22 protein-coding genes, 11 tRNA genes and 3 rRNA genes are annotated in these 26,041 nt (G+C 53.1%); 5 read left to right on the forward strand and 31 right to left on the reverse strand.

The genetic code is table 11. The annotated features are described in order from the left end of the window. Positions 1 to 315 precede the first annotated feature (315 nt). Both CWI35_RS09060 and CWI35_RS09065 read left to right on the forward strand, forming a co-directional pair. A complete protein-coding gene (locus tag CWI35_RS09060) occupies positions 316 to 1,050 on the forward strand; it encodes a CPBP family intramembrane glutamic endopeptidase (protein WP_023634042.1) in 735 nt (244 codons plus the stop codon). Then, positions 1,047 to 1,226: a YdiK family protein gene (locus CWI35_RS09065; RefSeq protein ID WP_013522803.1), complete on the forward strand. Its 180-nt coding sequence runs from the start codon at positions 1,047 to 1,049 to the stop codon at positions 1,224 to 1,226. The genes CWI35_RS09060 and CWI35_RS09065 overlap by 4 nt, the downstream gene beginning before the upstream one ends. 183 nt (positions 1,227 to 1,409) lie before the next feature. On the opposite strand, the gene tatC is transcribed toward CWI35_RS09065, so the two are convergent. Genes tatC through moaC form a run of 4 tightly spaced genes read right to left on the reverse strand, consistent with a single transcriptional unit; the run spans position 1,410 to position 3,488 of the window. Beyond that, entirely contained in the window at positions 1,410 to 2,153 is a 744-nt protein-coding gene (gene tatC / locus CWI35_RS09075) for a twin-arginine translocase subunit TatC (protein ID WP_119877681.1), read from the reverse strand. Positions 2,154 to 2,173: 20 nt separating this feature from the next. Continuing rightward, the gene (tatA, locus tag CWI35_RS09080) at positions 2,174 to 2,326 is read right to left on the reverse strand and encodes a twin-arginine translocase TatA/TatE family subunit (RefSeq protein ID WP_011229752.1); all 153 of its coding nucleotides are present in this window, start codon (positions 2,324 to 2,326) and stop codon (positions 2,174 to 2,176) included. Positions 2,327 to 2,342: 16 nt separating this feature from the next. After that, a complete protein-coding gene (locus CWI35_RS09085) occupies positions 2,343 to 2,984 on the reverse strand; it encodes a redox-sensing transcriptional repressor Rex (RefSeq protein ID WP_013144051.1) in 642 nt (213 codons plus the stop codon). Between the two features lie 15 nt (positions 2,985 to 2,999). Beyond that, positions 3,000 to 3,488, reverse strand: coding sequence for a cyclic pyranopterin monophosphate synthase MoaC (gene moaC / locus CWI35_RS09090; protein ID WP_011229750.1), 489 nt, complete (start codon positions 3,486 to 3,488; stop codon positions 3,000 to 3,002). A gap of 96 nt (positions 3,489 to 3,584) precedes the next feature. Between moaC and CWI35_RS09095 the strand changes: the two genes are divergently transcribed. Continuing rightward, positions 3,585 to 5,510, forward strand: a complete 1,926-nt coding sequence (locus CWI35_RS09095) for an ABC-F family ATP-binding cassette domain-containing protein (RefSeq protein ID WP_119877682.1) — start codon at positions 3,585 to 3,587, stop codon at positions 5,508 to 5,510. A 323-nt stretch (positions 5,511 to 5,833) separates the two neighbouring features. On the opposite strand, the gene tsaD is transcribed toward CWI35_RS09095, so the two are convergent. The 19 genes from tsaD to CWI35_RS09195 form a co-directional block, all read right to left on the reverse strand. Next, the gene (tsaD, locus tag CWI35_RS09105) at positions 5,834 to 6,847 is read right to left on the reverse strand and encodes a tRNA (adenosine(37)-N6)-threonylcarbamoyltransferase complex transferase subunit TsaD (protein ID WP_074044532.1); all 1,014 of its coding nucleotides are present in this window, start codon (positions 6,845 to 6,847) and stop codon (positions 5,834 to 5,836) included. Beyond that, positions 6,844 to 7,296 (reverse strand): ribosomal protein S18-alanine N-acetyltransferase, encoded by a 453-nt coding sequence (gene rimI, locus CWI35_RS09110; RefSeq protein ID WP_074044531.1) that lies wholly within the window; start codon positions 7,294 to 7,296, stop codon positions 6,844 to 6,846. Before rimI ends, tsaD begins: the two co-directional genes overlap by 4 nt. Continuing rightward, the gene (gene tsaB / locus CWI35_RS09115) at positions 7,256 to 7,996 is read right to left on the reverse strand and encodes a tRNA (adenosine(37)-N6)-threonylcarbamoyltransferase complex dimerization subunit type 1 TsaB (protein WP_074044530.1); all 741 of its coding nucleotides are present in this window, start codon (positions 7,994 to 7,996) and stop codon (positions 7,256 to 7,258) included. Before tsaB ends, rimI begins: the two co-directional genes overlap by 41 nt. Then, positions 7,993 to 8,451, reverse strand: a complete 459-nt coding sequence (gene tsaE, locus CWI35_RS09120; RefSeq protein WP_011229745.1) for a tRNA (adenosine(37)-N6)-threonylcarbamoyltransferase complex ATPase subunit type 1 TsaE — start codon at positions 8,449 to 8,451, stop codon at positions 7,993 to 7,995. Before tsaE ends, tsaB begins: the two co-directional genes overlap by 4 nt. Positions 8,452 to 8,683: 232 nt before the next feature. Then, positions 8,684 to 8,800 (reverse strand): 5S ribosomal RNA (gene rrf / locus CWI35_RS09125). Between the two features lie 117 nt (positions 8,801 to 8,917). Then, positions 8,918 to 11,845, reverse strand: a 23S ribosomal RNA gene (locus CWI35_RS09130). Between the two features lie 681 nt (positions 11,846 to 12,526). Then, positions 12,527 to 14,084, reverse strand: a 16S ribosomal RNA gene (locus CWI35_RS09135). The 16S, 23S and 5S rRNA genes sit together here with 11 tRNA genes alongside, the layout of an rRNA operon. Positions 14,085 to 14,201: 117 nt before the next feature. After that, positions 14,202 to 14,275: transfer RNA gene (locus tag CWI35_RS09140), tRNA-Gly, on the reverse strand. A 169-nt stretch (positions 14,276 to 14,444) separates the two neighbouring features. Continuing rightward, a tRNA-Pro gene (locus CWI35_RS09145) sits at positions 14,445 to 14,518 on the reverse strand. Between the two features lie 4 nt (positions 14,519 to 14,522). Continuing rightward, positions 14,523 to 14,599, reverse strand: a tRNA-Arg gene (locus CWI35_RS09150). Between the two features lie 76 nt (positions 14,600 to 14,675). Next, positions 14,676 to 14,758 (reverse strand) — tRNA-Leu (locus tag CWI35_RS09155). A gap of 15 nt (positions 14,759 to 14,773) precedes the next feature. After that, positions 14,774 to 14,855 (reverse strand) — tRNA-Leu (locus CWI35_RS09160). A 5-nt stretch (positions 14,856 to 14,860) separates the two neighbouring features. Beyond that, a tRNA-Lys gene (locus CWI35_RS09165) sits at positions 14,861 to 14,936 on the reverse strand. Between the two features lie 284 nt (positions 14,937 to 15,220). Further along, a tRNA-Gln gene (locus CWI35_RS09170) sits at positions 15,221 to 15,295 on the reverse strand. Between the two features lie 14 nt (positions 15,296 to 15,309). Next, a tRNA-Asp gene (locus tag CWI35_RS09175) sits at positions 15,310 to 15,385 on the reverse strand. A gap of 32 nt (positions 15,386 to 15,417) precedes the next feature. Next, positions 15,418 to 15,489: transfer RNA gene (locus CWI35_RS09180), tRNA-Glu, on the reverse strand. Between the two features lie 19 nt (positions 15,490 to 15,508). Beyond that, positions 15,509 to 15,601 (reverse strand) — tRNA-Ser (locus CWI35_RS09185). A 7-nt stretch (positions 15,602 to 15,608) separates the two neighbouring features. Further along, a tRNA-Asn gene (locus CWI35_RS09190) sits at positions 15,609 to 15,683 on the reverse strand. A 636-nt stretch (positions 15,684 to 16,319) separates the two neighbouring features. Continuing rightward, positions 16,320 to 16,769: a SprT family protein gene (locus CWI35_RS09195; RefSeq protein ID WP_119877683.1), complete on the reverse strand. Its 450-nt coding sequence runs from the start codon at positions 16,767 to 16,769 to the stop codon at positions 16,320 to 16,322. 89 nt (positions 16,770 to 16,858) lie between these two features. Between CWI35_RS09195 and cmpA the strand changes: the two genes are divergently transcribed. After that, positions 16,859 to 16,972, forward strand: coding sequence for a cortex morphogenetic protein CmpA (gene cmpA, locus CWI35_RS09200; RefSeq protein WP_013144046.1), 114 nt, complete (start codon positions 16,859 to 16,861; stop codon positions 16,970 to 16,972). 18 nt (positions 16,973 to 16,990) lie between these two features. Here the strand turns inward: cmpA and CWI35_RS09205 are convergent, their stop codons facing one another. From CWI35_RS09205 to acpS, 6 genes are all read right to left on the reverse strand, one after another. Further along, complete coding sequence (locus CWI35_RS09205; protein ID WP_119877684.1) at positions 16,991 to 19,156, reverse strand: Tex family protein; 2,166 nt, start codon at positions 19,154 to 19,156, stop codon at positions 16,991 to 16,993. 265 nt (positions 19,157 to 19,421) lie between these two features. Continuing rightward, positions 19,422 to 19,772, reverse strand: a complete 351-nt coding sequence (gene ndoA, locus CWI35_RS09210) for a type II toxin-antitoxin system endoribonuclease NdoA (RefSeq protein WP_003253417.1) — start codon at positions 19,770 to 19,772, stop codon at positions 19,422 to 19,424. A gap of 4 nt (positions 19,773 to 19,776) precedes the next feature. Continuing rightward, positions 19,777 to 20,058 carry a CopG family ribbon-helix-helix protein gene (locus tag CWI35_RS09215; protein WP_011229742.1) on the reverse strand — a complete coding sequence of 94 codons (282 nt, stop codon included), beginning with the start codon at positions 20,056 to 20,058 and terminating at the stop codon, positions 19,777 to 19,779. 126 nt (positions 20,059 to 20,184) lie between these two features. Further along, positions 20,185 to 21,339, reverse strand: a complete 1,155-nt coding sequence (gene alr, locus CWI35_RS09220; protein WP_011229741.1) for an alanine racemase — start codon at positions 21,337 to 21,339, stop codon at positions 20,185 to 20,187. Positions 21,340 to 21,587: 248 nt separating this feature from the next. Next, positions 21,588 to 22,601, reverse strand: coding sequence for a LolA family protein (locus CWI35_RS09225; RefSeq protein ID WP_014194683.1), 1,014 nt, complete (start codon positions 22,599 to 22,601; stop codon positions 21,588 to 21,590). Positions 22,602 to 22,680: 79 nt separating this feature from the next. Next, on the reverse strand, positions 22,681 to 23,070 hold the full coding sequence (acpS, locus tag CWI35_RS09230; RefSeq protein ID WP_011229738.1) for a holo-ACP synthase: 390 nt from the start codon (positions 23,068 to 23,070) through the stop codon (positions 22,681 to 22,683). Between the two features lie 113 nt (positions 23,071 to 23,183). On the opposite strand from acpS, the gene CWI35_RS09235 reads away from it, so the two are divergent. Beyond that, positions 23,184 to 23,801: a rhomboid family intramembrane serine protease gene (locus CWI35_RS09235; RefSeq protein WP_014194682.1), complete on the forward strand. Its 618-nt coding sequence runs from the start codon at positions 23,184 to 23,186 to the stop codon at positions 23,799 to 23,801. A gap of 11 nt (positions 23,802 to 23,812) precedes the next feature. Here CWI35_RS09235 and CWI35_RS09240 read toward each other — a convergent pair whose 3' ends face one another. After that, the gene (locus CWI35_RS09240; protein WP_394606843.1) at positions 23,813 to 25,177 is read right to left on the reverse strand and encodes a degradosome RNA helicase CshA; all 1,365 of its coding nucleotides are present in this window, start codon (positions 25,175 to 25,177) and stop codon (positions 23,813 to 23,815) included. Positions 25,178 to 25,276: 99 nt separating this feature from the next. Then, complete coding sequence (locus CWI35_RS09245) at positions 25,277 to 25,999, reverse strand: alpha/beta hydrolase (protein ID WP_021322022.1); 723 nt, start codon at positions 25,997 to 25,999, stop codon at positions 25,277 to 25,279. Positions 26,000 to 26,041 lie beyond the last annotated feature (42 nt).

A 26,041-nucleotide genomic window follows, 5' to 3' on the forward strand; every position in this document is an offset into this window, starting at 1 on the left:
GCACTCATCACTATCGAGTGCTAACACACTTATAATATTAATGAACTTCTTTCGGTTTTGCAAGTAGGAAATGCAAAAAAATAACTGTTTTTCTCTCCTAAAGAAGAAAGAGCAAAAAGGAGCCGGTTGTTTTGCCTCTACTCCCCATCCGCGCGGAGCTCATTTTCATTATTTCACATTCCTCGGACTGATAAACGGCTCCGGTTAATTTTTTTTACGGCGGTCAGGTGGGATGCGAGGATGCAGTTTTCTTACTATTTTCGCCATACATGTGCTACAATACGGATATAATTTGAAATAAAAGGGGTAGAGGGTTTGAAACGCAACCACTGGTACGTCATCATCACGTATATCGTCATGCAGCTGTCCGCCTTTGTCGGCGTGCCGCTTCTTCGCGCCCTCGGCGTCGGCCAAGGAACGGAAAGCCGCCTCGAAGCCGCCAAACTGGCTTCCGGGTATTGGGCGATCATTAGTTTCCTGCTCGCTTTTGTCATTATCCTATGGCTGCTCCGCGGTGACCGCAACGAACGAATGATGCGGCGGCTGCCGCTTGCTTCCTCGTGGATGTGGGCGGTCTTGGGCGTCTTTTTGGCGCTCGCGGCCCAAAGCATCGCCGCCAACATCGAATGGCGGCTGCTCGGCATCAAACCAGGGTCGGAAAATACAAGGCAAATCATCGATATCATCCGCCTGACGCCGCTGTTGGTCGTCGTCACCTCCGTCATCGGCCCGATTTTGGAAGAGCTCATCTTCCGCAAAATCATTTTCGGCTCGCTTTATGAAAAATACAACTTTTGGCTTGCTGCGCTTGTCAGTTCGCTCTTGTTTGCCATTGTCCATATGGAGCCGGAACATTTGCTTCTGTACACATCCATGGGGATGGTATTCGCGTTTTTATACGCAAAAACCGGACGCATTTTCGTACCGATTTTCGCCCATGTCGCCATGAATACGTTCGTCGTCGTCATGCAGACGCTATTGGCCGACGAGATTGAGAAAATGATGCGCCAGTCCGAGCTGCCGCTCGCCGTTTGGAGGGTTTGGCTATGATGCGAAACCCTCGGCTGTTTTCGCTTCTGTATTTCGTCTTAGGCTCAATGTTTACGTATTTGGCCATCGAAAGTGCTCATGAAACGGTTTGGAACGTCTCCACCATCGCTTTAGCGGCGCTCGCTGCCTTTGATTTCGGCACCGCCCTTCGCCTTCTTTTCGCCTCAAAACGCTGACCCCCTTCCCGTGATTCGCGCGGGAAGGGACCAGAACATCAATCCCATGACGGTGATCATATCGTGAAAATGGAAACAAAAAAACAAGAGGCCGGCCTCAAAACCCTGTTTTGCGGCTTTTGAGACAGCCCCTTCGTTTGGCCCGGCCTTGCTCGCTTTCCTCTCAATGTTTTTCGTCCCGCCTCACTCATTGCCTTCCTGCTCGACTGCTCGCTGCGCTTTCCGATAGCCGATGCGCGCCACCCAAATGCTTCCTTCATACAAAATGGTGAGCGGAATCATGACGATCACTTGCGACAACACATCCGGCGGCGTAATGACCGCCGCTAAAATAAGCAGCGCTAAATACGCATACTTGCGGATGCGAACAAGAAGCTGCGGCGTAATAAGCCCTAAGCGGGTAAAAAACAGCACAACAATCGGAAGCTGAAATACGATGCCAAACGGCAGCACGAGCTGAAGCAAAAACTGAAAATATTCATTAATGCCGATCATTTGTTGAACCCCTAGTTGGTCAGCCAGCTGGCTCATAAATCGAACGACAAACGGAAACAAGACGAAATAAGCGAAGCTGACGCCTGCTAAAAAAAGAACGATCGACGCCGGGATATAGCTTAACGTCACTTTCCGCTCTTTTTCATACAGACCGGGGCTGACAAACGCCCAAATTTGATACAACAGCACCGGAGTCGACAGCACAGCTGCGATGACAAAGGCAAACTGAAAATACACTTTAATCGGATCGGTGAGGCGGAAGGCGTTCATGGTCAAATGCTTCGCCTCGGCCGTTCGCTGCAAATACAAAATGACATCATCGACAAAAAAGAAACTAACGACAAGCGCCGCAGCAAAAAAGATGAGCACGATGATGAGCCGTTTTCGCAGTTCACCCAGATGCTCATACACCGACATTTCTTTGTCATTCATTGTTTCTCCATCCTGCCTTGTCATCGGTCGGTTTTCGTTTCTTCGTCATCAGCGAGCCCTTTTGTGGCGTCTTTAAACTCGCGAAGCGACTGGCCGAACGACCGCCCTAATTCCGGCAGCTTTTTCGTGCCAAACAGCAACAAAATTGCAGCAACGAGCAACAAATATTTCATGTGTTGTTCTCTCCTTTTACGATGGCGATGGATAGTTTTTCAAAAAATAGACGAGCGACTGCAGCTCAATGGCTAAATCGATATGATGGACGCGAATATGGTTCGGCACGTTCAACCGCGCCGGAGTAAAGTTTAAAATGCCTTTAATTCCTTGGGCGACAAGGCGGTCGGTCAGCGCTTGAGCCGCGGCGGCCGGCACGGTTAAAATGGCGACCGGGATGTTTTCGTGAAGCCGCTCCTCCAACTCATCGAGATGATAGACCGGCACCCCGCCGACTGTCGTTCCTACTTTCCGCTCATCGACATCAAACGCCATCACGATTTTCGTATTGTTGTTTTTCGAAAAATTATAGTTTAAAAAGGCGGTGCCTAAATTGCCGACGCCAAACAAGGCGACTTCGGTCACCTCATCCTCTTCAAGCGTCCGGCGGAAAAACGACAACAAATAATTGACATTATACCCGTATCCCTTTTTACCAAGCGCACCAAAATAGGAGAAATCGCGGCGGATCGTCGCCGGATCGACTTTCACCGCCTCGCTCAACTCGGCAGAGGAGACGCGTTGCTTGCCGGAAGCGTGCAAGTTTTTCAAAAACCGATAGTAAAGCGGCAGCCGTTTGGCGGTTGCCTGCGGAATTTTCGGTTGTTCGTTGCTCATGATCTCATCCCCTAGCTAATCGGTTTTCCGTCGGTAATGGCCAGACTTCCCGCCCGTTTTTTCGACCAAATACGTCGGACCGATGACCATTCCTTTATCAAGCGCCTTGCACATATCGTACACTGTCAACGCACAGACCGAAGCGGCCGTCAGCGCTTCCATTTCCACTCCTGTGCTCCCTTTCGTTTTCACCGTTGCCGTGATGACGAGCTTATGCGCTTCTCCATCGTTTTCCCAAGCAAAAGCAATGTCCACACCCTTTAACATAAGCGGGTGACACATTGGAATAAGGTCAGCTGTCTTCTTCGCCGCCATCACCCCCGCCACTTGAGCGACGGCGAGCACATCCCCTTTCTCGATCGCATTGCTCGTCATTTTTTCGTAAATTTCCCGGCTGACAGTCACGCTCGTTTGCGCCACAGCCACTCGCACAGTATCTTCTTTGTGCGTAATATCAACCATTTTCGCGCGCCCTTGTTCATTGAAATGAGTGAACGATGACAATACAATCTCCTCCATTTATACACTATACACGATTTTTCATCATTCGTCTTTGACCGTTTTCGCGACTTACGTTAAACTATTCGCGAGGTGACGGACATGATCATTTTGCAAGTGCACGGGCTCACGAAATATTTCGGCGCTGACCTTATTTTATCGAATATAAAACTAGAAATACAGTCCCGCGACCGAATTGCCCTTGTCGGCCGCAACGGAGCAGGAAAATCGACATTGTTGAAAATCATCGCCGGTGAACTCTCTTTCGACAGCGGCAAAATCATCAAACCAAACCATATCAAAATCGGCTATTTGGCGCAAAACAGCGGGCTCGACTCGCCGCGTTCCATTTGGGACGAAATGCTTGAGGTATTCACCCCGCTTCTAGGACTCGAAAAACAGCTCGCCGAACTCAGCATGCAACTCGGCGACCCAGACGTACTCGCCGATCCAGCTCGCTATGAAAAAACGCTGAAAACGTATGACGAGCTGCAAGAACAATACAAAGAACAAGGCGGCTACCAATACGAAGCCGATATCCGCTCCGTTTTGCACGGGCTGCAGTTTTCCTCATATGATTATAAAACAACGCCGATCTCGTCGTTAAGCGGCGGACAGCGGACGCGTCTTGCCCTTGGGAAATTGCTGTTGTCCAAGCCGGATTTATTGATTTTGGACGAGCCGACGAACCATTTGGATCTTGAGACGCTCGCTTGGCTGGAGCAGTACTTGCAAGCCTATCCCGGTGCCGTCCTGGTTGTTTCCCACGACCGCTACTTTTTAGACAAAATCGTCACTGACGTATACGAACTGTCGAATGCCACGCTCAAACACTATGCCGGCAACTACAGCCGCTATTTGGAGTTGCGGGCCGAGCAATACGAACAAGAGTTAAGACGGTACGAGAAACAGCAAGAAGAAATCGCCCGACTCCAAGACTTCATCCAGCGCAACATCGCCCGTGCCTCGACGGCCAAACGGGCGCAAAGCCGGCGAAAGCAACTGGAAAAAATAGAACGGCTCGAACGGCCTGTCGGCGATGAAAAATCAGCCTCCTTTTCGTTCTCGATCGATCGACCGAGCGGCTATGAAGTGCTCACCGCTGAAGACATAGCCGTTGGCTATGGCGACGGTGCACCCATCATCCGCCAAATCAGCTTCCGCATCACGCGCGGCGAAAGCGTCGCCCTAGTCGGGCCGAACGGCATCGGCAAGTCGACATTGCTGAAGGCGATCGCCCGAAAACTCCCTATCCAAGCAGGAGAGCTCCGCTACGGCGCAAACGTCCAAATCGGCTATTACGATCAAGACCAAGCTGATTTGTCATCGAACAAACGGGTGCTTGACGAGCTGTGGGACGCCTACCCCGAAAAGACGGAAAAAGAAATTCGCACTGTGCTCGGCAACTTCCTGTTTTCCGGCGATGATGCCTTAAAACCGGTCTCCGCTTTAAGCGGCGGGGAGAAAGCACGCCTGGCGCTCGCCAAGCTGATGCTGCAAAAAGCAAATGTCCTCCTTTTGGACGAACCGACAAACCATCTAGACCTCGACAGCAAAGAAGTGCTCGAGCAAGCGCTCATCGACTACCCGGGAACGATTTTGTTCGTTTCCCACGACCGCTATTTCATCAACCGAATCGCAACAAAGGTGTTTGAACTTTCCAGCGGAGGCCTAACTGAATACTTAGGCGACTATGATTACTACATCGCCAAAAAAGAAGAAATGCGCGAACTGGCGCTCCTGAACGTCCGCCCGACAGAAACGGCAAGTGATTCTGCCAAAACGACATACGAGCAAGAAAAAGAGGAAAAAAAACGACGGCGCCAGCGCCAACGCCGCTTGGATGAAATCGAAGCCGAGATTGCAGCGCTTGAAGCACAAATCGTTGAGATCGAGCAGCAACTTTGTGATCCATCCGTTTACGGCGATTATGAAACGATGCAACGATTGACTCAAGAAAACGACGAGCGGAAGCAGCGAGTCGAAACGTTATTGGCCGAATGGGAACAGCTTTATACTTCACTATAACTGACAACCCGCCTCTGGTTTCGGCGGGTTGTTTTTTAGTTAGTCACATTATCCACAAAAAAATCCACAATTTCCACCATGGAATATAAGTTATTCACCAACTTTTCCACATTATCCACAAACAATAGCTTCCTTTTGCAGGAAAATCACTGTGTATTGTTTTTCTTATTGTTTATAGTGCTTTTCCGCCTTTTCCACATTGTCCACAGATTTGTGGATAAAAATATACACAAACTTTTTTCACACTAGAACAAAAAGGACGATTCGTTTGCCTGCCGCAAACGGATCGCCCTTCGGTGTCTTTCTCGTTTCAGCCCAACCGCCTAGACAAGCGGTAAGCTTGGATTGGCGTTGAGCGCCAAATCAGCCCACTTTCCTTGTTGATATAACACTGTTCCCGCAGCGGCAATCATCGCCGCATTGTCGGTGCATAGCGATAACGGCGGGATGACAAGCTCCACATCGGGGAGCTCTTTCATTTTATCCTGCAGTGCAGCCCGCAGCCCGCGGTTAGCCGCCACCCCGCCGGCGAGCAGCACTTGCCGTACGCGGTATTCTTTGGCGGCCTGCACCGTTTTCGTCACCAGCACATCGACGACGCTGGCCTGAAAGCTCGCGGCCATCTGTCTCGGATCGATCTCCTCGCCGCGCTGTTTCGCGTTGTGGAGCGCATTGAGCACCGCCGATTTTAAGCCGCTGAAGCTGAAATCATACGACCCTTCCTCAAGCCACGCTCGCGGCAAATCAATCACCGGCTCGCCCTCATGGGCCAACCGGTCGATGTGCGGTCCTCCTGGGTACGGAAGGCCTAAAGCCCGCGCCACCTTGTCATACGCCTCACCGGCAGCGTCATCGCGCGTTTCACCGATCACCGCAAATTTCCCATGCTCTTTCATGTACACTAGTTCCGTATGACCACCGGAAACGACGAGCGCCAACAGCGGAAACTTCATTTCGGCCACTAATTGATTGGCGTAAATATGACCGGCGATATGATGCACCCCAATAAACGGCAGTCCATGAGCAAACGCCAACGCTTTCGCCGCGTTCACCCCGACAAGAAGCGCCCCGACAAGCCCCGGTCCGGCCGTCACCGCCACCGCATCAAGGCCCGCAAACGATACGCCGGCCTGCTGCATCGCTTCCTCAATAACGAGCGTAATTTGCTCCACATGATGGCGGGAAGCAATTTCCGGCACGACGCCGCCAAACCGCCGATGGCTTTCCATTTGCGACGCCACCACATTCGATAAAATCTCTCTTCCGTTTTTCACGACCGCTGCCGCCGTTTCATCGCAGCTCGTTTCAATGCCTAATACATATACGTCTTCATTCATCTCAGCTTCACCCACATGACTAACGCGTCTTCAAAGTTATCCGGATAATACCGTTTGCGAATGCCTCCGTTGCGAAATCCAAGCTTTCGGTACAGCGACTGGGCGACATGATTGGACACGCGCACCTCAAGCGTCATCGTCGCCGCCCCGTGCTGCCTGGCCATGTCCATCAGGCGTCGCATGAGCGCTTCACCAAGCTTTTGCCCGCGAAACTGCGGCAACACGGCTACATTCGTCACATGCGCCTCATCGATGACAAGCCACATCCCGCCATACCCGATGATCTGCCCGTTGTACACCATGACGATATATTTGGCATAGCGGTTGTACATGAGCTCGTTGTAAAACGATTCACGGCTCCAAGGCGCAGTAAACGATGCCTGCTCGACTTGCACGACCTCATCAATGTCATGAACAGTCATTGGCCGAAATTGAACATTGATCCCCATCGTTCTGTTCCCCTTTTTGTTTCGCGAGCCATTTCGCCTCCGCCTCGGCAAGGCGGAGATAGTTCGGTACAAACACATGGGCGTTCTCGCGCTCTTTTTGTTTGCCGAGCATCACCAACTCGCTCGGACGCGGCAACGCCAAAGACGGCGGGGCCACGTGAACCCGTTCGCCTAAATGGCTCCGAAACAAATCGCTATATAGCGGTGCATCCGCACCAATGAACAATACATCCTCTTCCCGCTCGCTCAACCGACGCGCCCACTCATCCGCCGCCACAATGCGGTCCGCCTCAAGGCAGCGGAGCGCACCGCCTTCGTAGCGATAAAGCCCGGTGTAAATTTGTCCGCGCCGCGCGTCAAACAGCGGAACGATCACCCCAGGAAAATAGCGGCCATTGGCGGCGAGCACCTCAAGGCTTGATACTCCAGCGATCGGAATACCGAGCGACCAGGCAAGCGTTTTCGCAATCGTCACGCCGATCCGTACCCCGGTATACGACCCCGGCCCTTTCGCTACAACGATTAAATCGAGATCTTTCGGAGCAACGTCACATCGTCGAAGCAACAACTCAATGGCTGGCATCGCCCGGGATGAATGGTCTTTTTTCACATTGGTGATGAATTCCCCTTTCACGACATCACCATCTACCAACGCAATGCCAAGCGGCATATTCGATGTATCAATTCCCAATACTTTCATGACGGAAAAATCTCCTTGCACAACTGTTCATAACGCTCCCCCGACGGCTCAAAGCGAAGCAACCGCTCATCGCCGCCACGATGAAACAAGAAAACGGTCAGCCGTTCCTCAGGCAACTGGCCGGCGATCAAATGCGCCCATTCAACAACCGTAACACCATCGCCAGCAAAATATTCGTCAAATCCAAGATCTTCCCATTCATCTTCAAGTCGGTATACATCCATATGATAAAGCGGAAGCCGACCATCATATTGCTTAATAATCGTAAACGTTGGGCTATTGACCGTTTGCGTAATGCCCAGCCCTTCAGCAAGACCTTTCGTAAACGTCGTCTTTCCCGCCCCGAGATCACCTTCTAATGCGATGACCATTCCCCGCTCAAGATGTTCCGCCAGCCGGCGGGCCACCGACTTCGTTTCTTCCGGAGAATGCACCAAAATTTCAATTTTTTTCATTTTGTTCTACCTTATCCCCTTTTATCATCTTCACTCTTGCTTTTGAAATTGTATCATATCCGAACATCTTGCCGCCACTTCCAAAACGAAAAATAGGCATAGGAGAAAGGGAAAAACAAAAAGGACGATCCCGCGCAGCCTTTTGGCTCGCTGACAGATCGCCCTGTTGCGCAATCGCCCCTAAAAAGAAAAAGGGAATGAGGCGTGTCGAAACTCCCTGGTGAATGAAGCTGCCTAGCAGCGACCTACTCTTGCAGGGGCGCTGGCCCCAACTACCATCGGCGCTGGAGGGCTTAACTTCCGTGTTCGGGATGGGAACGGGTGTTTCCCCTCCGCCATAGCCACTAGGCAAGCGGTTGGATTTTGACATCATTTATTATACTTGAAAAACAAACAATGTCAAGAAGGAAATTCATTCCTTCAAAACTAGATAACCGTCGGAAGAAGCCGCTCGCCTGCGCTTTTCTTGGTTAAGCCCTCGATCGATTAGTATCCGTCAGCTCCACGTGTCGCCACGCTTCCACCTCGGACCTATCGACCTCGTCATCTTCGAGGGATCTTACCCGCCTAACGCGGTGGGAAATCTCATCTTGAGGGGGGCTTCACGCTTAGATGCTTTCAGCGCTTATCCCGTCCGCACATAGCTACCCAGCGGTGCCCCTGGCGGGACAACTGGTACACCAGCGGTGCGTCCATCCCGGTCCTCTCGTACTAAGGACAGCTCCTCTCAAATTTCCTCCGCCCGCGACGGATAGGGACCGAACTGTCTCACGACGTTCTGAACCCAGCTCGCGTACCGCTTTAATGGGCGAACAGCCCAACCCTTGGGACCGACTACAGCCCCAGGATGCGATGAGCCGACATCGAGGTGCCAAACCTCCCCGTCGATGTGGACTCTTGGGGGAGATCAGCCTGTTATCCCCGGGGTAGCTTTTATCCGTTGAGCGATGGCCCTTCCATGCGGAACCACCGGATCACTAAGCCCGACTTTCGTCCCTGCTCGACCTGTCCGTCTCGCAGTCAAGCTCCCTTGTGCCTTTGCACTCTCCGAATGATTTCCAACCATTCTGAGGGAACCTTTGGGCGCCTCCGTTACCTTTTGGGAGGCGACCGCCCCAGTCAAACTGCCCGCCTGACACTGTCTCCCACCCCGCTAAGGGGTGCGGGTTAGAATTTCAATACCGCCAGGGTGGTATCCCACCGCCGCCTCCACCGAAGCTGGCGCTCCGGCTTCCCAGGCTCCCACCTATCCTGTACAAGCGATACCAAAATTCCATATCAGGCTGCAGTAAAGCTCCACGGGGTCTTTCCGTCCTGTCGCGGGTAACCTGCATCTTCACAGGTAGTATAATTTCACCGGGTCTCTCGTTGAGACAGCGCCCAAGTCGTTACACCTTTCGTGCGGGTCGGAACTTACCCGACAAGGAATTTCGCTACCTTAGGACCGTTATAGTTACGGCCGCCGTTTACTGGGGCTTCGGTTCGCACCTTCGCTTCCGCTAAGCGCTCCCCTTAACCTTCCAGCACCGGGCAGGTGTCAGCCCCTATACGTCGCCTTTCGGCTTCGCAGAGACCTGTGTTTTTGATAAACAGTCGCTTGGGCCTTTTCACTGCGGCTCTTCAGGGCTCTTCACCCCAAAGAGCACCCCTTCTCCCGAAGTTACGGGGTCATTTTGCCGAGTTCCTTAACGAGAGTTCTCCCGCGCGCCTTAGGATTCTCTCCTCGCCTACCTGTGTCGGTTTGCGGTACGGGCACCTCTTCCCTCGCTAGAGGCTTTTCTTGGCAGTGTGAAATCGGGGACTTCCGGATTACTCCGTCGCCGTCACCGCTTAGCCTTATGATCCGCGGATTTGCCTGCGGATCAGCCTCACGGCTTGGACAGGCTCTTCCAGCCGCCTGCTCGCCCTATCCTCCTGCGTCCCCCCATCGCTCAAACGGGAAGAAGGTGGTACAGGAATCTCAACCTGTTGTCCATCACCTACGCCTTTCGGCCTCGGCTTAGGTCCCGACTAACCCTGAGCGGACGAACCTTCCTCAGGAACCCTTAGGCTTTCGGCGCAGAGGATTCTCACCTCTGTTTTCGCTACTCATACCGGCATTCTCACTTCTAAGCGCTCCACCAGTCCTTCCGGTCTGGCTTCTCTGCCCTTAGAACGCTCCCCTACCGATGACCAACGGTCATCCCGCAGCTTCGGCGGCACGTTTAGCCCCGGTACATTTTCGGCGCAGAGTCACTCGACCAGTGAGCTATTACGCACTCTTTAAATGGTGGCTGCTTCTAAGCCAACATCCTGGTTGTCTCGGCAACTCCACATCCTTTTCCACTGAACGTGCACTTCGGGGCCTTAGCTGGCGGTCTGGGCTGTTCCCCTCTCGACCACGGATCTTATCACTCGCAGTCTGACTCCCGGGCATAAGTCATTGGCATTCGGAGTTTGACTGGGTTCGGTAACCCGTTGAGGGCCCCTAGCCCAATCAGTGCTCTACCTCCAACACTCTTAAACCCGAGGCTAGCCCTAAAGCTATTTCGGGGAGAACCAGCTATCTCCAAGTTCGATTGGCATTTCACCCCTACCCACACCTCATCCCCGCACTTTTCAACGTGCGTGGGTTCGGGCCTCCAGCCGGTGTTACCCGGCCTTCACCCTGGACATGGGTAGATCACCTGGTTTCGGGTCGACGACGACGTACTTCACGCCCTATTCAGACTCGCTTTCGCTGCGGCTCCGCCTCTTCGGCTTAACCTCGCACGCCATCGTCACTCGCCGGTTCATTCTACAAAAGGCACGCCATCACCCATCAACGGGCTCTGACTACTTGTAGGCACACGGTTTCAGGTTCTCTTTCACTCCCCTCCCGGGGTGCTTTTCACCTTTCCCTCACGGTACTGGTGCACTATCGGTCACTAGGGAGTATTTAGCCTTGGGAGATGGTCCTCCCTGCTTCCGACGGGATTCCTCGTGTCCCGCCGTACTCAGGATCCGCTCGGGAGGGAACGAAGTTTCGACTACAGGGCTCTCACCTTCTCTGGCCGGCCGTTCCAGACCGGTTCGTCTACCCCGTTCCTTTCTCACTCCCATCGTGAGCGGTCCTACAACCCCAAGAGGCACGCCTCTTGGTTTGGGCTGTTCCCGTTTCGCTCGCCGCTACTTAGGGAATCGCATTTGCTTTCTTCTCCTCCGGGTACTAAGATGTTTCAGTTCCCCGGGTGTGCCCTCCATGCCCTATGGATTCAGGCATGGATACTGCCCCATTACGGACAGTGGGTTCCCCCATTCGGACATCTCCGGATCAACGCTTGCTTACAGCTCCCCGAAGCGTTTCGGCGTTTGCCCCGTCCTTCATCGGCTCCTAGTGCCAAGGCATCCACCGTGCGCCCTTTCCAGCTTAACCTATTGCGCTCTCGGCTTCTTCCTTTGCTTTATCGGTTATCTAGTTTTCAAGGAACGAAGTAGCTCCTTTGAATTCGCTTCTTCGCTGGTTTGCGTCGAGGAATTCGGCTTCTCCGAATCCACTTGTAGACGCAGACGCAAACGAGACTGCTTCTTGAATTTGCTTCTCTGCAGTCTTGCATCGAGGAATCCCGCTTCCTCGAATCTGCTAGAAGACGCAGATGCAAAGTAGCTCCTTTGAATTCGCTTCTTCGCTGGTTTGCGCCGAGGAATTCGGCTTCTCCGAATCCACTTGTAGACGCAGACGCAAACGAGACTGCTTCTTGAATTCACTTCTCTGCAGTCTTGCATCGAGGAATCCCACTTCCTCGAATCCGTTTGTAGACGCAAAGCGACTTCTTTGAACAAACTTCCTTGCGGCTTTGTGCCGAGGAATCTTGCTTCCCTGAACCTGCTAGCAGACGCAGGCACAGATGCAAAGCAACTGAAGGAATTTCTCATTCCTTCAAAACTGAACGAAACAGAAGCGCGTTTTGCTTTGAATAACGACTGATGTCTAGCTCCAGCGCCTGGCTCTCTTCTGCCAAATAACCTTCCCCCTCGGGGTGCAAGCACCCCTGCGGGTGAAGAACATTTGGCTTCGAGAGCCAAACGCGGCGCTTCCGCTTTTCTTCGTCCTTAGAAAGGAGGTGATCCAGCCGCACCTTCCGGTACGGCTACCTTGTTACGACTTCACCCCAATCACTTGCCCCACCTTCGGCGGCTGGCTCCCGTAAGGGTTACCTCACCGACTTCGGGTGTTGCAAGCTCTCGTGGTGTGACGGGCGGTGTGTACAAGGCCCGGGAACGTATTCACCGCGGCATGCTGATCCGCGATTACTAGCGATTCCGGCTTCATGCAGGCGAGTTGCAGCCTGCAATCCGAACTGAGAGCGGCTTTTTGGGATTCGCTCCCCCTCGCGGGTTCGCAGCCCTTTGTACCGCCCATTGTAGCACGTGTGTAGCCCAGGTCATAAGGGGCATGATGATTTGACGTCATCCCCACCTTCCTCCGACTTGTCGCCGGCAGTCCCTCTAGAGTGCCCACCTTCGTGCTGGCAACTAGAGGCGAGGGTTGCGCTCGTTGCGGGACTTAACCCAACATCTCACGACACGAGCTGACGACAACCATGCACCACCTGTCACCCTGTCCCCCCGAAGGGGGAACGCCCAATCTCTTGGGTTGTCAGGGGATGTCAAGACCTGGTAAGGTTCTTCGCGTTGCTTCGAATTAAACCACATGCTCCACCGCTTGTGCGGGCCCCCGTCAATTCCTTTGAGTTTCAGCCTTGCGGCCGTACTCCCCAGGCGGAGTGCTTATCGCGTTAGCTGCAGCACTAAAGGGTGTGACCCCTCTAACACTTAGCACTCATCGTTTACGGCGTGGACTACCAGGGTATCTAATCCTGTTTGCTCCCCACGCTTTCGCGCCTCAGCGTCAGTTGCAGGCCAGAGAGCCGCCTTCGCCACTGGTGTTCCTCCACATCTCTACGCATTTCACCGCTACACGTGGAATTCCGCTCTCCTCTCCTGCACTCAAGTCCCCCAGTTTCCAATGACCCTCCACGGTTGAGCCGTGGGCTTTCACATCAGACTTAAGGGACCGCCTGCGCGCGCTTTACGCCCAATAATTCCGGACAACGCTCGCCCCCTACGTATTACCGCGGCTGCTGGCACGTAGTTAGCCGGGGCTTCCTCGTGAGGTACCGTCACCGCGCCGCCCTCTTCGAACGGCGCTCCTTCGTCCCTCACAACAGAGCTTTACGACCCGAAGGCCTTCTTCGCTCACGCGGCGTCGCTCCGTCAGGCTTTCGCCCATTGCGGAAGATTCCCTACTGCTGCCTCCCGTAGGAGTCTGGGCCGTGTCTCAGTCCCAGTGTGGCCGGTCACCCTCTCAGGCCGGCTACGCATCGTCGCCTTGGTGAGCCGTTACCTCACCAACTAGCTAATGCGCCGCGGGCCCATCCGCAAGTGACAGCCAAAGGCCGCCTTTCAACCAAAGACCATGCGGTCTTCGGTGTTATCCGGTATTAGCTCCGGTTTCCCGGAGTTATCCCGGTCTTGCGGGCAGGTTGCCCACGTGTTACTCACCCGTCCGCCGCTGACCAAATCAGAGCAAGCTCCGATCCGGTCCGCTCGACTTGCATGTATTAGGCACGCCGCCAGCGTTCGTCCTGAGCCAGGATCAAACTCTCCAAAGAAAGTTGATTGGCTTTTTGCTTCAGCCGCAGCACCAAAGGCGCTAAGCGGCCTCCGCTTTTCGTTGCGCTTCGTTTCGTTCAGTTTTCAAGGAACGAAATAATCCTATGGACTCTTCATGGAGCGGGTGATGGGAATCGAACCCACGACATCAGCTTGGAAGGCTGAGGTTTTACCACTAAACTACACCCGCATATTTTTTGATGAAACACCCATCACAATCTTTCATGCCCCTTCCTCTGCCAGCTGATTCAAAGAAGCTGGATGCGTCGGGGCAACTCGAAGCGTATTCGGCGAAGTGAAGGCTCGTGGCTGAGGTTTTACCACTAAACTACACCCGCATAATATTTAGTTTAACAAAATCGGGAAGACAGGATTTGAACCTGCGACCCCATGGTCCCAAACCATGTGCTCTACCAAGCTGAGCTACTTCCCGATGATGGCGCGCTCGAGAGGATTCGAACCCCTAACCTTCTGATCCGTAGTCAGATGCTCTATCCAATTGAGCTACGAGCGCAATAGATTATTGCACCAAAGAGACGGATTATATTTTAGCAACTCGCTGTGTTGCTGTCAATAGTTTATCTAAAAAATGCGGTCGAGAGGACTTGAACCTCCACGGGGTCGCCCCCACTAGGCCCTCAACCTAGCGCGTCTGCCATTCCGCCACGACCGCATATTGACTAATCAGTGCGGGTGGAGGGACTTGAACCCCCACGCCGTGAGGCGCCAGATCCTAAGTCTGGTGCGTCTGCCAATTCCGCCACACCCGCTAATATGGTGAGCCATGGAGGACTCGAACCTCCGACCCTCTGATTAAAAGTCAGATGCTCTACCTACTGAGCTAATGGCTCATGGTTGGGTATACACTCCAGGTACTACCTAGCTCTACCTGCCTCTTCCTCTGCCAGCCTATTCAAAGAAGCTAGGTGCGTCGAGGCAACTCGAAGCAAACTCGAAGATGCAGCGCTCGTTACTGAGCTAATGGCTCATGGTTGGGTATACACTCACAGTGAACGATGTCCCTTCCTCTACAAGCATATTCAAGGAAGCAAGATGCGTCGGGACAACTCGCAACGAACTCGAAGATGTAGCGCTCGTTACTGAGCGAATGGCTCATGTATTTAACACATAAAAATGGCTGGGCCAGCTGGATTCGAACCAGCGCATCACGGAGTCAAAGTCCGTTGCCTTACCGCTTGGCTATGGCCCAGCGATTTAGTGCAATGGCGGTCCCGACGGGACTCGAACCCGCGATCTCCTGCGTGACAGGCAGGCATGTTAACCACTACACTACGGGACCACAAATCGCGGGGATCACCCCGCGCTATTCAGTGACCCGTACGGGATTCGAACCCGTGTTACCGCCGTGAAAGGGCGGTGTCTTAACCACTTGACCAACGGGCCACGCATATACGTATTGGAGTGGCGGAGAAGGCGGGATTTGAACCCGCGCGCCGTAAAGCCACGACCTAACGGTTTAGCAAACCGTCCCCTTCAGCCACTTGGGTACTTCTCCAAAGAAATGGCTCCGCAAGTAGGATTCGAACCTACGACCTACCGGTTAACAGCCGGTTGCTCTACCGCTGAGCTATTGCGGAATGATGAAAAAATTATATGTCATGCATATCTTTACGATGTGCTCGTTGCCTCTTCCTCTGCCAGCTAATTCAAGGAAGCGAGATGCGTCGAGGCAACTCGCAGCCAATTCGAAGATGTGAGGCTCGTCGCTGAGCTATTGCGGAATGATGTTTGACAATCGACATTGTTTATTATATTGAGCAACTTGTCGTTTGTCAATACGTTTTCCCGCAACTTCCTCTGCTGTTTTCCGCCGTTTAGCGACGGCTTTTATAATTTAGCACACGATCATCCTGATTGTCAACCTTTTTTCGCAAAATGTTTTGTTTGATTATTGGCGTTGACTGGACATTATAGTTTAACAATTCTTGACGAAAAGGCAGCTTGTCTATTTTCTCGACTGACGAACACCAAGGCGTGACGGAAGACCGAACAGCCACCCGCTTCACAGACCCATGCATGGGTCTGAAAGCGGCGTTGTTCAGTCGCCCGACAGTCGATCAAATGCCGAGGCTATGGAAAAGCTGCAAATGTTAAAGTTTCAAATTGCATCTACTCTGAAAATACCTGAGCTTCAAAATGTGTAAAACTGTAATATTCGACATAGAGATATTTTCATCCTTCCGATGGCAACCAAATTTTTCTGTCATGGAAGCCTAGGATCGTTTGAGCTTGCTTCGGCAGCGGCCGCAAACATAACGGTCTATGTTGATCCGTCTTTTGCGGCGGTAGGTGAGGCCGCATGACGTGCAAATGTATGTGTAGATCGTTTTCGGCGCTTTTGTATTTCGGATAAGCGGACGGCAGTAGCGAGGCGCCCCCACTTTTTGCAGCAGTTCGCGGAAGTCGCGGTCGCGGTGGCGGTAGCCTTTTCCCTCAAGGTGCAAGTGGTAATGGCAAAGCTCGTGTTTGATGATGGCGATCAATTCTTCCTCGCCGAACTGCTCGTAATGTTTTTTATTGAGCTCAATGTTGTGCGTTTGCAACATGTAGCGCCCGCCGGTGGTGCGCAAACGAGGGTTGAAGAAAGCGGTATGGCGAAACGGCTTGCCGAACACGCGAATGGAAATTTGTTCGACAAGGGCTTGCAGCTGCTTTTGGTCCATGGCGGGTCTCTCCTTCATCTTTTGGCACAGGACAATTCACCATTACATACATATATATTACCTTTCCACTGTCAGGGAGGTGACTGATTTTGCCTACATGGCTGAAAAATCAGATGAGACGAGCCTACTATGAGAAAAACCGTGAGCAAATTAAACTGTTGAACCAATGCTGGTTTTTTTATCGGAGAAAACACTGCTCCTAAGGCAGTGCTTTCTCCATTTCACTCTTTCGGCGGCACCATCGACAGCGATATTCTTCCCTTCGCCACATCGACATGCTCGACCCATACTTTGACGACGTCGCCGACCGAAACGACATCGAGTGGATGGCGCACGTATTGTTTGCTTAGTTTGGAAATGTGCACGAGCCCGTCCTGTTTGACCCCAATGTCGACAAAGGCGCCGAAGTCAACGACGTTGCGCACGGTTCCTTCCAGCTCCATGCCTGGCTTCAAATCTTCCATCTTCAACACATCTTTGCGTAATAGCGGCTTGGGCAGCTCGTCGCGCGGATCGCGCTCTGGGCGGCACAACGCGTCAATGATGTCGCGCAACGTCAGTTCTCCGATGCCGAGCTCGGCAGCCACCATCTCGACTTCGATGGCTTGCAGCGCCTGGCGCAGTTCATCACTGCCAATGGCGGCGGTCGTAAATCCTAACTTACGCAACAGTTGCTTCACTTCCGCGTACCGCTCGGGGTGAATCGGCGTGCGGTCAAGCGGTTCGTCGCCATCAACGATGCGCAAAAAACCGATGCACTGCTCGTACGTTTTCGCTCCGAGCCGAGGAATCGTTTTCAGCTCTTCGCGGTTGCGGAATTTCCCTTGCTCTTCGCGACGCTTGACGATGTTTTCTGCAACGGTTTTCGTGAGCCCGGACACGTACTGAAGCAGGGAGACGGAGGCAGTGTTGACGTTGACACCGACTTGATTGACGACCGTCTCGACGACGAAACGAAGCGACTCGGCAAGCTTTTTTTGCGACACATCGTGCTGGTATTGGCCGACGCCGACCGATTTTGGATCGATTTTGACAAGCTCGGCGAGCGGGTCTTGGACGCGGCGGGCGATCGAGACGGCGCTCCGCTCTTCGACTTGCAGGTCGGGAAACTCAGCGCGTGCAAGGTCGGAAGCAGAGTAGACGCTCGCTCCTGCTTCATTGACAATCAAATAAAAGATATCGCGTTGCACATGCTTCAGCGTGTCGGCGACAAACTGTTCGGTTTCCCGAGATGCTGTTCCGTTGCCAATAGCGATCATGTCAACGTGATAGTCATCAAGCAGGCGAAGAAGTTTCGCGCGCGCCTCTTCTTTTCGCTCTTGCGGCGGATGCGGATAGATCACATCAATGCGAAGCAGTTTCCCCGTTTCGTCGACAACGGCGAGCTTGCACCCAGTCCGATAGGCTGGGTCGATGCCGAGCACCGTTTTTCCTTTGAGCGGCGGCTGGAGAAGCAGTTTGCGCAAGTTTTCAGCGAAAATATGGATGGCCCGCTCCTCCGCTTTTTCCGTCAACTCGTTGCGGATGTCGCGTTCAATGGCAGGCTCCATCAGCCGCTTGTATCCGTCCTCGATCGCTTCTGCCACGATGGGAGCGGCCGGGGACGATTCATCAGCGACTGTTTTTCGCCGCAAATAGCGAATGATGTCCTCAACAGGCGCCTTGATCGAGACGCGCAGCACCTCTTCCTTTTCACCACGGTTTAACGCCAACACGCGGTGCGGAACGATTTTAGCGAGGGGTTCCTCGTAGTCGTAGTACATTTCGTACACACTCTTTTCGTCCTTTTCCGGCGCTTTGGCAACCGAAGCAATCGTTCCTTTCCGCCGTGTCTCGTCGCGCACCCATTGACGAAGAGCAGCGTCATCTGCCACTTTTTCGGCGATGATATCTTTCGCACCTTGAAGCGCCTCTTCAACGGTTGCGACTCCTTTATCTTCGTTGACGAACATTTCGGCCTGTTGTTCCGGAGTTGGGGCCGGTGGACACGAAAGGAGCCATTCGGCAAGGGGTTCAAGCCCTCTCTCTTTTGCGATTGTTGCTTTCGTGCGCCGCTTTTGCCGATATGGGCGGTATAAATCTTCGACTTGTTGCAACTTCGTGGCCTCAAGAATGTCGCGCTTTAACTCTTCCGTCAACTTCCCTTGCTCATCAATGAGGCGAATCACTTCCTCTTTCCGTTGCTCTAAATGCTGCAAATACTCCCATCTCTCAAGTACTTCACGAATTTGCACTTCATCGAGCGCCCCAGTCATTTCTTTCCGGTAGCGGGCGATAAACGGGATCGTGTTTCCTTCTCGATGGAGCGCAATGACGTTTTCGACTTGCTTCGCTGCCAGCTGCTGCTCGGCGGCAATGACTTCAATGAGCCGCTGTTCGTTAGCCAAGCGATTCCCTCCTTAATGACATGGAAAATAAAAAAGCGCTACCTGTACGCAGCTGCTTTGTGAAACAGTATACATAGATGAAAATGGAAGGACAGATCGTTCCGGGAAGACCGATCTGCCCGTCTCACTAACGTGAACACTCGATAATCAAGACCGATGCCGCACGTCAACGCCGCTTTCCCCATCCGCTCGGCCGCCCGTTGGCAACCGAAAACGCCGTTTCTCCTGTTCGCTGTTATGCCAAAAGCAAAGGTTTTTCGCTCTATCAAAAGTCGATCAGCCCTAAGCTAATTTGCAGCGCCTCATCGACTTTATCCATCATTTCATCGTCCAAATGAGTGATTTTATCGGTCAGCCGTTGCTTGTCGATCGTGCGAATTTGCTCAAGCAAAATGACCGAATCGCGTTCAAACCCGTAGCGTTTCGCGTCAATCTCGACATGCGTCGGCAGCTTCGCTTTTTGGATTTGCGCCGTAATCGCCGCGACAATCACCGTCGGGCTAAAACGATTGCCGATATCGTTTTGGATCACCAACACGGGGCGCACGCCGCCCTGCTCCGAGCCAACAACCGGGGAAAGGTCCGCAAAATACACGTCGCCACGTTTGACAATCAAAGCATTACCCCCCGCTAACTAAGCGTTCAACGGTGTGGTCGGCCTCGTATTCAGCATGAAACGCTTCAGAAGCGATAGATAAATTGATTTTCGCCATTTCCATGTAGCCTCGTCTCATCGCCTCGCGAATTTGCCGTTTCTTCCGCTCGCGAATGTACATTTTCGTCGCTTGATAAATGAGTTCATTGCGGTTGCCGTTTTCCTGCTTTACGAGCACGTCCAGTTCTGTCAGCAGCGACTGCGGCAAACGAACGACGATTTCCGCTGTTGCGCCAGATTCCGACACAAATATACACCTCCACGAACTGCAGCCATTGATTGCTTCCACTTCATGATACCATTAAACAACGGCGCTGCAAAGTCATTTCTCCATTTTCTATCCTTTGTCTTCCGAAGCAGATTATGCATCGCTTCATCCGCGACCAACGGCGTTTCTCACTTCCATTATACGCTTATTTCGGAAAAAAATACGGGGCACCCGGTAGCCGATCGTGCACGGCACTTCATAATTGATTGTGCCCAAATGACGGGCGACATCATCGATGGAAATGACTTCGTCCCCTTGGCGGCCAATTAATGTCACCTTCGTCCCGACAGGCAGCGGCTCCGGCAGGCGGATCATGCATTGATCCATGCAGATACGGCCGACGATCGGCGCCCGCTGCCCGCCAACAAGCACATGAAAGTGCTGCAGGCGGCGCAGCCAGCCGTCCGCATAACCGATTGGAATCGTGCCGATCCACTCTTCCGTCTGCGCGGTGTACGTCGCACCGTAGCTCACCTTTTCGCCTGGTTGCAGTTTTTTGACGTGTACAAGGCGGCTATGGAGCGAAAACGCCTCTTTCAATTCGTATGGGAGGAGCGGCTTGATGTCCGGCGATGGGGCGAGCCCGTACATCGAAATGCCAAAGCGAACCATGTTGAACGCTCGATCGGAAAAACGAAGGGCCGCCGCGCTGTTGGCGCAATGAACGAGCGGCGGCCGCGACGGCAGCCAGTCAAGCATATGCAAAAAGCGGGCGTATTGATAAGAAAAGTAATCCGTATTCACTTCATCAGCGGTCGCAAAATGCGTATACACCCCTTCAAGCACAAAGGGCGGATGGCGATCGATCAAGGCCGCTATTCGCTTTGTCTCCTCTTCGTCTTTAACCCCAAGCCGTCCCATTCCCGTGTCCATCTTTAAATGGAAATGAATCGGGGTCGAACCGTTATATAGCGATGACGCCTTCTCGAGCCAATCAGAGCGAAACACGGTTAAGGCGATGCGGTGTTCGGCGGCCAACGCCACATCCTCGGGACGAGACGCCCCAAGCACTAAAATCGGGGCATCGATGCCTTTTTTTCGTAAGGCAAGCGCCTCGTCCAAAAAGGCGACGGCCAAGCGGGAAGCGCCCGCTTCGAGCGCCGTTGCCGCCACTTGGGCATCGCCGTGCCCGTAGGCGTTCGCCTTGACAACGGCCATAATTTGCGTACCCTCCGGCAAAAAGCGGCGCAAATTCGCGACGTTGTCGTAAATGGCGTCCAAATCAATTTCCACCCACGTATCGCGGTGAAACTCGTCCATCCTCTCTCGCTGCCTTTCTAGTCATAGCCAGTTTGAAAGCGCTTGAATCGATTGGATTCCTTTTTTAGTTTACCATGTTCCTAGGGAAGAAGGAATAGGATGAGCGGCGGAAAAATGAGAAAAACGGCGGAAAACATTGGAGATCGCAACGATTCGTCCACTGTCCTGCCTTCACTGCTTCTGCACAAAAACAAAAAGCAGCTTCTCCGCTTCAACGCGGAAAGCCGCCTGTTTGCAAAACCGCACTGTCATTTTGCCGCTTTTTCTTGCACTGAGCTGGCGACCATCACCATTTCTTCCGGCGTCAAATCGTCCGAGGCGAGCGTAAACTCCGCCCCATTGTACCACCATGTCAACGTTCGGTCGGTGAGGGCGCCAATGGTGAATCCTAAATCAACCGGGTCGCCGTTGACAAGAACTGGCATGCTTGTCGCCGGAAGCACATCCGCTTTTTCTTGCACGAGCGTAAACGATTTTTTGCCGCCGAATGTCATAATGACGCGCGTGCCGTTTTCACCTTTCACTTCTTTTTCCTCGAGCGCTTGAACCCCTTTCGGAAGCTGACTCGGGTACATGACGGCCATCACTTGCTCTTTTCCTTCGGCCATCGTTGGCACCTCAAGACGGGCGCCAGTCATGTTTTTCTTTGTATCAAACGCGTCATCATCAAACTTTTTGTTAAACTCGACGTTGGAAAACTCGACCGTCAACAGCGCTTTCCGGTCCGTATCCATCACTTTGACCGAGACGGGCGCCAAATCTTTTTTGCGCAGTGTAATCTCTTGGGTTGGAATGACTTCGCTGTTCGGGTAGTTCGTTTTCGTCTCAAACACATAGTAATCGTCCGTCGCCTTAAACTTCGCCTTCGAATCGCTCAAAATGTCTTTGACGAGCGATTCGTACAAATACGCTTGGCTGCTGTTTTTCGGCCAATCGCTCACAAACTTGAAGGTTTTGTTGAGCGCCGGCGTGAAGACGAACACCCCTTCGTCATTGCGCAAAATCATTTGGCTTTGTCCTTTGTCGGCGTTTTTCAAGCTGACGCGGTAGTAGGACGGCTGCTTGTGCCACACTTCAACATGATACACTTGCGGCTTCTCACCGGTGCGGAACGTCATTTTCGCCTCAGCCTGATAACCCGTCATCTCATCGACCTTTTCATCAAGCGCCTTCAGCACCTCTTCCTGCGATTTCGACCCGCAGCCAGCCAAAGCAAACAGAAAAATGATGCCGACCAACGCCATCAGCACGTTTCTGCCCATCGCTTCAACCCCTTTGCCTCATATATCGATTTCTACCCATGCACTACAATATATGAGACAACTTTCGGGAATATGCAGACTAGCCATGGCAAGCATCAGCCGGCGTCATCGGTCCAAGGCGCTCAATGACGACTTGGGCGACGGCGTAATCGCGGCTATGGGAAATGGACAGATGAACCGTCTCGCCATCGCGGCGGGCAGCAATGCTCGGCTTTCCGTGCTCATCGGAAACGATCTCGATGTCTTGAAACGATAGATGCCGCCCGATCCCCGTTCCGAGCGCTTTGGCGTACGCTTCTTTAGCCGCAAATCGCCCGGCGAGAAACTCTGCCTGTCTTGCGGGCGGCAACTCGCCAAACTGCGCTTTTTCACGCGGCGTCAAAATTCGCTCTGGAAATTTGCGGCTCCGCTCAAGAAGGGAGCGGATCCGTTCCAACTCTACAATATCAATGCCAATGCCGACGATCACTGCTTCCTCACCTATCCTATCCGCCCTGATGGTCGGACAAATTTTTTATGAGAGACCCGCATAAGATGGCTTATAAAAAACGCCCCATTTCCGCGAAGAAGGGAGACCAACCCGTGTTTCAACATGCAAGCGATGTCCGCTCATTTGTCCGCCTTTATCCCGTCGTTGCCGCCTTATTATTGGTCCATATCGCCGCATGGCTGTTGTTTTCTCTTCCCTTGACAGCGCTTGAACCCATTTGGCAATACGCCGTCGGGACGAACGGCGCGATCCGCCATGGAGAGTGCTGGCGGCTTGTCAGCCCAATCGTGCTGCATCGCGATTTCCACCATATGGCCGCCAACAGTTTGTCCTTATGGCTGTTTGGCCCCTGGCTGGAGCGCGCACTTGGGAAAAGAAAGTTTTTGTTTCTGTATATCGGAGGCGGAATCGGCGCCAATGTCGCCACTTTATTCCTTCTGCCGCCGCTGTACACCCATGTCGGGGCGTCGGGCGCCATTTTCGCCTTGTTTGGCATGTACAGCTACCTCGCCCTATTCCGCCGCGACTTAGTCGCCCCCCGCCACGCCCAGCTGCTGCTTTCGGTCATGGCGGTTCATTTGCTGATTGGCATCATGACACCACATGGGAATTTATTGGCCCATCTATTTGGCTTCGCCGTCGGCGGCCTGCTTGCCCCCTTTTTGTCCATCCGCCCCAAGCGGCCGTCGTTTTACATGCCTCGGCTATGAAAAAACGGCGCTTAATGCGCCGTAATCCGCCGTTTCTTCGTCCGGCTGCGGGCTGAGCCGTCCGGGCGGCCGCCCCGTTTTTTCTCCCGCTTGACCGCTAAAGGCGGCTCTTCCGTCAATTGCACCGGCGTCGTATCCGGCTCGCGCGTCAACATTTTCAAGCAGGCAGCGACAATCGTTACCGAATCGTGCTCTTCAAGCAATTCTTCCGCTGCCCGTTTGTAAAATGACAGGTTTTCGGTCTCCACGACGTTGAGAAGCTTTTCGATCGCGATACGCTGTTGGCCTTCGAGCGCCTCATCAAGTGTCGGCGGCTTCATCCGCTCCATTTTCCGCTTCGTCGTCCGCTCAATATGGTGAAGCTGGCCGATCTCCCTTGGAGTGACAAACGTCATCGCCACCCCTGTCTTGCCGGCGCGCCCGGTGCGCCCAATCCGGTGGACATAGCTTTCCGGGTCTTGCGGAATATCAAAGTTGTACACGTGCGTTACGCCGGAAATATCCAAGCCGCGCGCCGCAACATCCGTCGCCACTAAAATTTCAATCGCACCTTCCTTAAACTTGCGCAGCACCGACAGCCGTTTCGCTTGGCTTAAATCGCCATGAATGCCTTCCGCTGCATAGCCTCGCAAGTTGAGCGCCTCTGCCAGCTCATCGACACGACGCTTCGTGCGGCCGAACACGATCGCGAGCTCCGGCGCCTGAATATCAAGAAGCCGCGTCAAAATGTCAAATTTCTTTTTCTCGTGCACTTCTAAGTAGTACTGTTGAATGTTCGGCACGGTCATTTCCTTTGCCTTCACTTTGACAAGTTCCGGCTCGTTCATGAAGCGCTCGGCAATGCGGCGAATCGGATCCGGCATCGTCGCCGAGAACAGCAACGTCTGCCGCTCGGCCGGCACATGGCTTAAAATCGCCTCAATATCTTCGATAAAGCCCATATTGAGCATTTCATCCGCCTCATCAAGAACGACCGTATGCACATGCTCAAGGCGGAGCGTCCCGCGGTTGATATGGTCGATAATACGGCCCGGCGTCCCGACGATCACGTGCGGATGTTTTTTCAAAGCGCGGATTTGCCGGTCGATATCTTGACCGCCGTAAATCGGCAAGACGCGCACGCGCTTGACGGCGCCGATTTTGTACAGCTCTTCTGATACTTGGATGGCGAGCTCACGCGTCGGCGCGACAACGAGCGCTTGAACAGCGCTGTTTTTCACATTCACTTTCTCAACGATCGGAATGCCAAACGCCGCCGTTTTCCCCGTTCCGGTTTGCGCTTGACCGATTACGTCTTTATTTTGCAGACTGAGCGGAATCGTCTTCGCTTGAATCGGAGTCGTCTCTTCAAACCCCATCCGCTCGATCGCTTTCATCACTTCTTGGCTTAATCCTAATTCTTGAAATGTCGTCAATGTTATCCAAACTCCTTATAAAAAATCGTCCCTTTATCCGAGAGAAAGGTTTGACAGTTATCATACCATGTTATGCGGTGATTTGCAATGATGGGCATGGGCAGCGCGCAAAAATGTTTCCACCTCAGCAAACAGAACGTGCCGATCGATGCTATGACAAACATGATGGAACGAATTGGGCAAAAGCAACAGCTTTTTTTCTGAAGACCCCATGCGTTCATATAAATAGCAGGCGCTTTTTAACGGCACGATCCCATCTTTTTCTCCTTGCACAATGAGCGCGGGTGCCGCGACGCGCGGAAGTCGGGGACGCACATCGCGAACGAGTTTGCGAAACTCCCTGACAGCTGAAAACGGCGTCGCCATCATTTTGTTTCGATAGCGGAGAAACAGTGGGTGCTCCCGCGCTCCTTTCCATCCATTGGCAAACATCTCGCGGATGTCGCGCCATAATTGGCGCGGGTTGACATAGTAAAACGCAGCGCTTAGCAGCACGAGTTTGGCGACCGGGTATTTTTCCGCCAAGTAGACGGCGATCACTCCACCCATTGAAAACCCAATGACATACACCACACTGCAACGGTGATGGAGCGCTAAAAACGCTTGTTCCGCCGCTGCGATCCATTGGTCGTATGTAATTCCTTTCAACCGCAGTTCGCTTCCGTGGCCCGGCAAGGTCGGCGTTTCGATCATCCAATCGGTCCGCTCTCGCAAATAATCGGCCAGCGGCGCCACTTCTTCTGGACTTCCCGTAAACCCGTGAATACATAAACAGCCGATCATCATTTCCACCCCCGCCCGAATGAAAAGCGGCGCCTGTGACGC

The sequence above is a fragment of the [Bacillus] caldolyticus genome (genome assembly GCF_003595605.1).
In the GTDB taxonomy this organism is placed as follows: domain Bacteria; phylum Bacillota; class Bacilli; order Bacillales; family Anoxybacillaceae; genus Geobacillus; species Geobacillus thermoleovorans.

Coding starts and splice junctions, on each gene's coding strand:
- CWI35_RS09065 (WP_013522803.1), top strand. CDS start 1,047: ATGATGCGAAACCCTCGGCTGTTTTCGCTTCTGTATTTCGTCTTAGGC.
- tatC (WP_119877681.1), bottom strand. CDS start 2,153: ATGAATGACAAAGAAATGTCGGTGTATGAGCATCTGGGTGAACTGCGA.
- tatA (WP_011229752.1), bottom strand. CDS start 2,326: ATGAAATATTTGTTGCTCGTTGCTGCAATTTTGTTGCTGTTTGGCACG.
- CWI35_RS09085 (WP_013144051.1), bottom strand. CDS start 2,984: ATGAGCAACGAACAACCGAAAATTCCGCAGGCAACCGCCAAACGGCTG.
- CWI35_RS09095 (WP_119877682.1), top strand. CDS start 3,585: ATGATCATTTTGCAAGTGCACGGGCTCACGAAATATTTCGGCGCTGAC.
- tsaD (WP_074044532.1), bottom strand. CDS start 6,847: ATGAATGAAGACGTATATGTATTAGGCATTGAAACGAGCTGCGATGAA.
- rimI (WP_074044531.1), bottom strand. CDS start 7,296: ATGGGGATCAATGTTCAATTTCGGCCAATGACTGTTCATGACATTGAT.
- tsaB (WP_074044530.1), bottom strand. CDS start 7,996: ATGAAAGTATTGGGAATTGATACATCGAATATGCCGCTTGGCATTGCG.
- tsaE (WP_011229745.1), bottom strand. CDS start 8,451: ATGAAAAAAATTGAAATTTTGGTGCATTCTCCGGAAGAAACGAAGTCG.
- CWI35_RS09195 (WP_119877683.1), bottom strand. CDS start 16,769: ATGGACCAAAAGCAGCTGCAAGCCCTTGTCGAACAAATTTCCATTCGC.
- alr (WP_011229741.1), bottom strand. CDS start 21,339: ATGGACGAGTTTCACCGCGATACGTGGGTGGAAATTGATTTGGACGCC.
- CWI35_RS09225 (WP_014194683.1), bottom strand. CDS start 22,601: ATGGGCAGAAACGTGCTGATGGCGTTGGTCGGCATCATTTTTCTGTTT.
- CWI35_RS09240 (WP_394606843.1), bottom strand. CDS start 25,177: ATGAAAGCGATCGAGCGGATGGGGTTTGAAGAGACGACTCCGATTCAA.
- CWI35_RS09245 (WP_021322022.1), bottom strand. CDS start 25,999: ATGATCGGCTGTTTATGTATTCACGGGTTTACGGGAAGTCCAGAAGAA.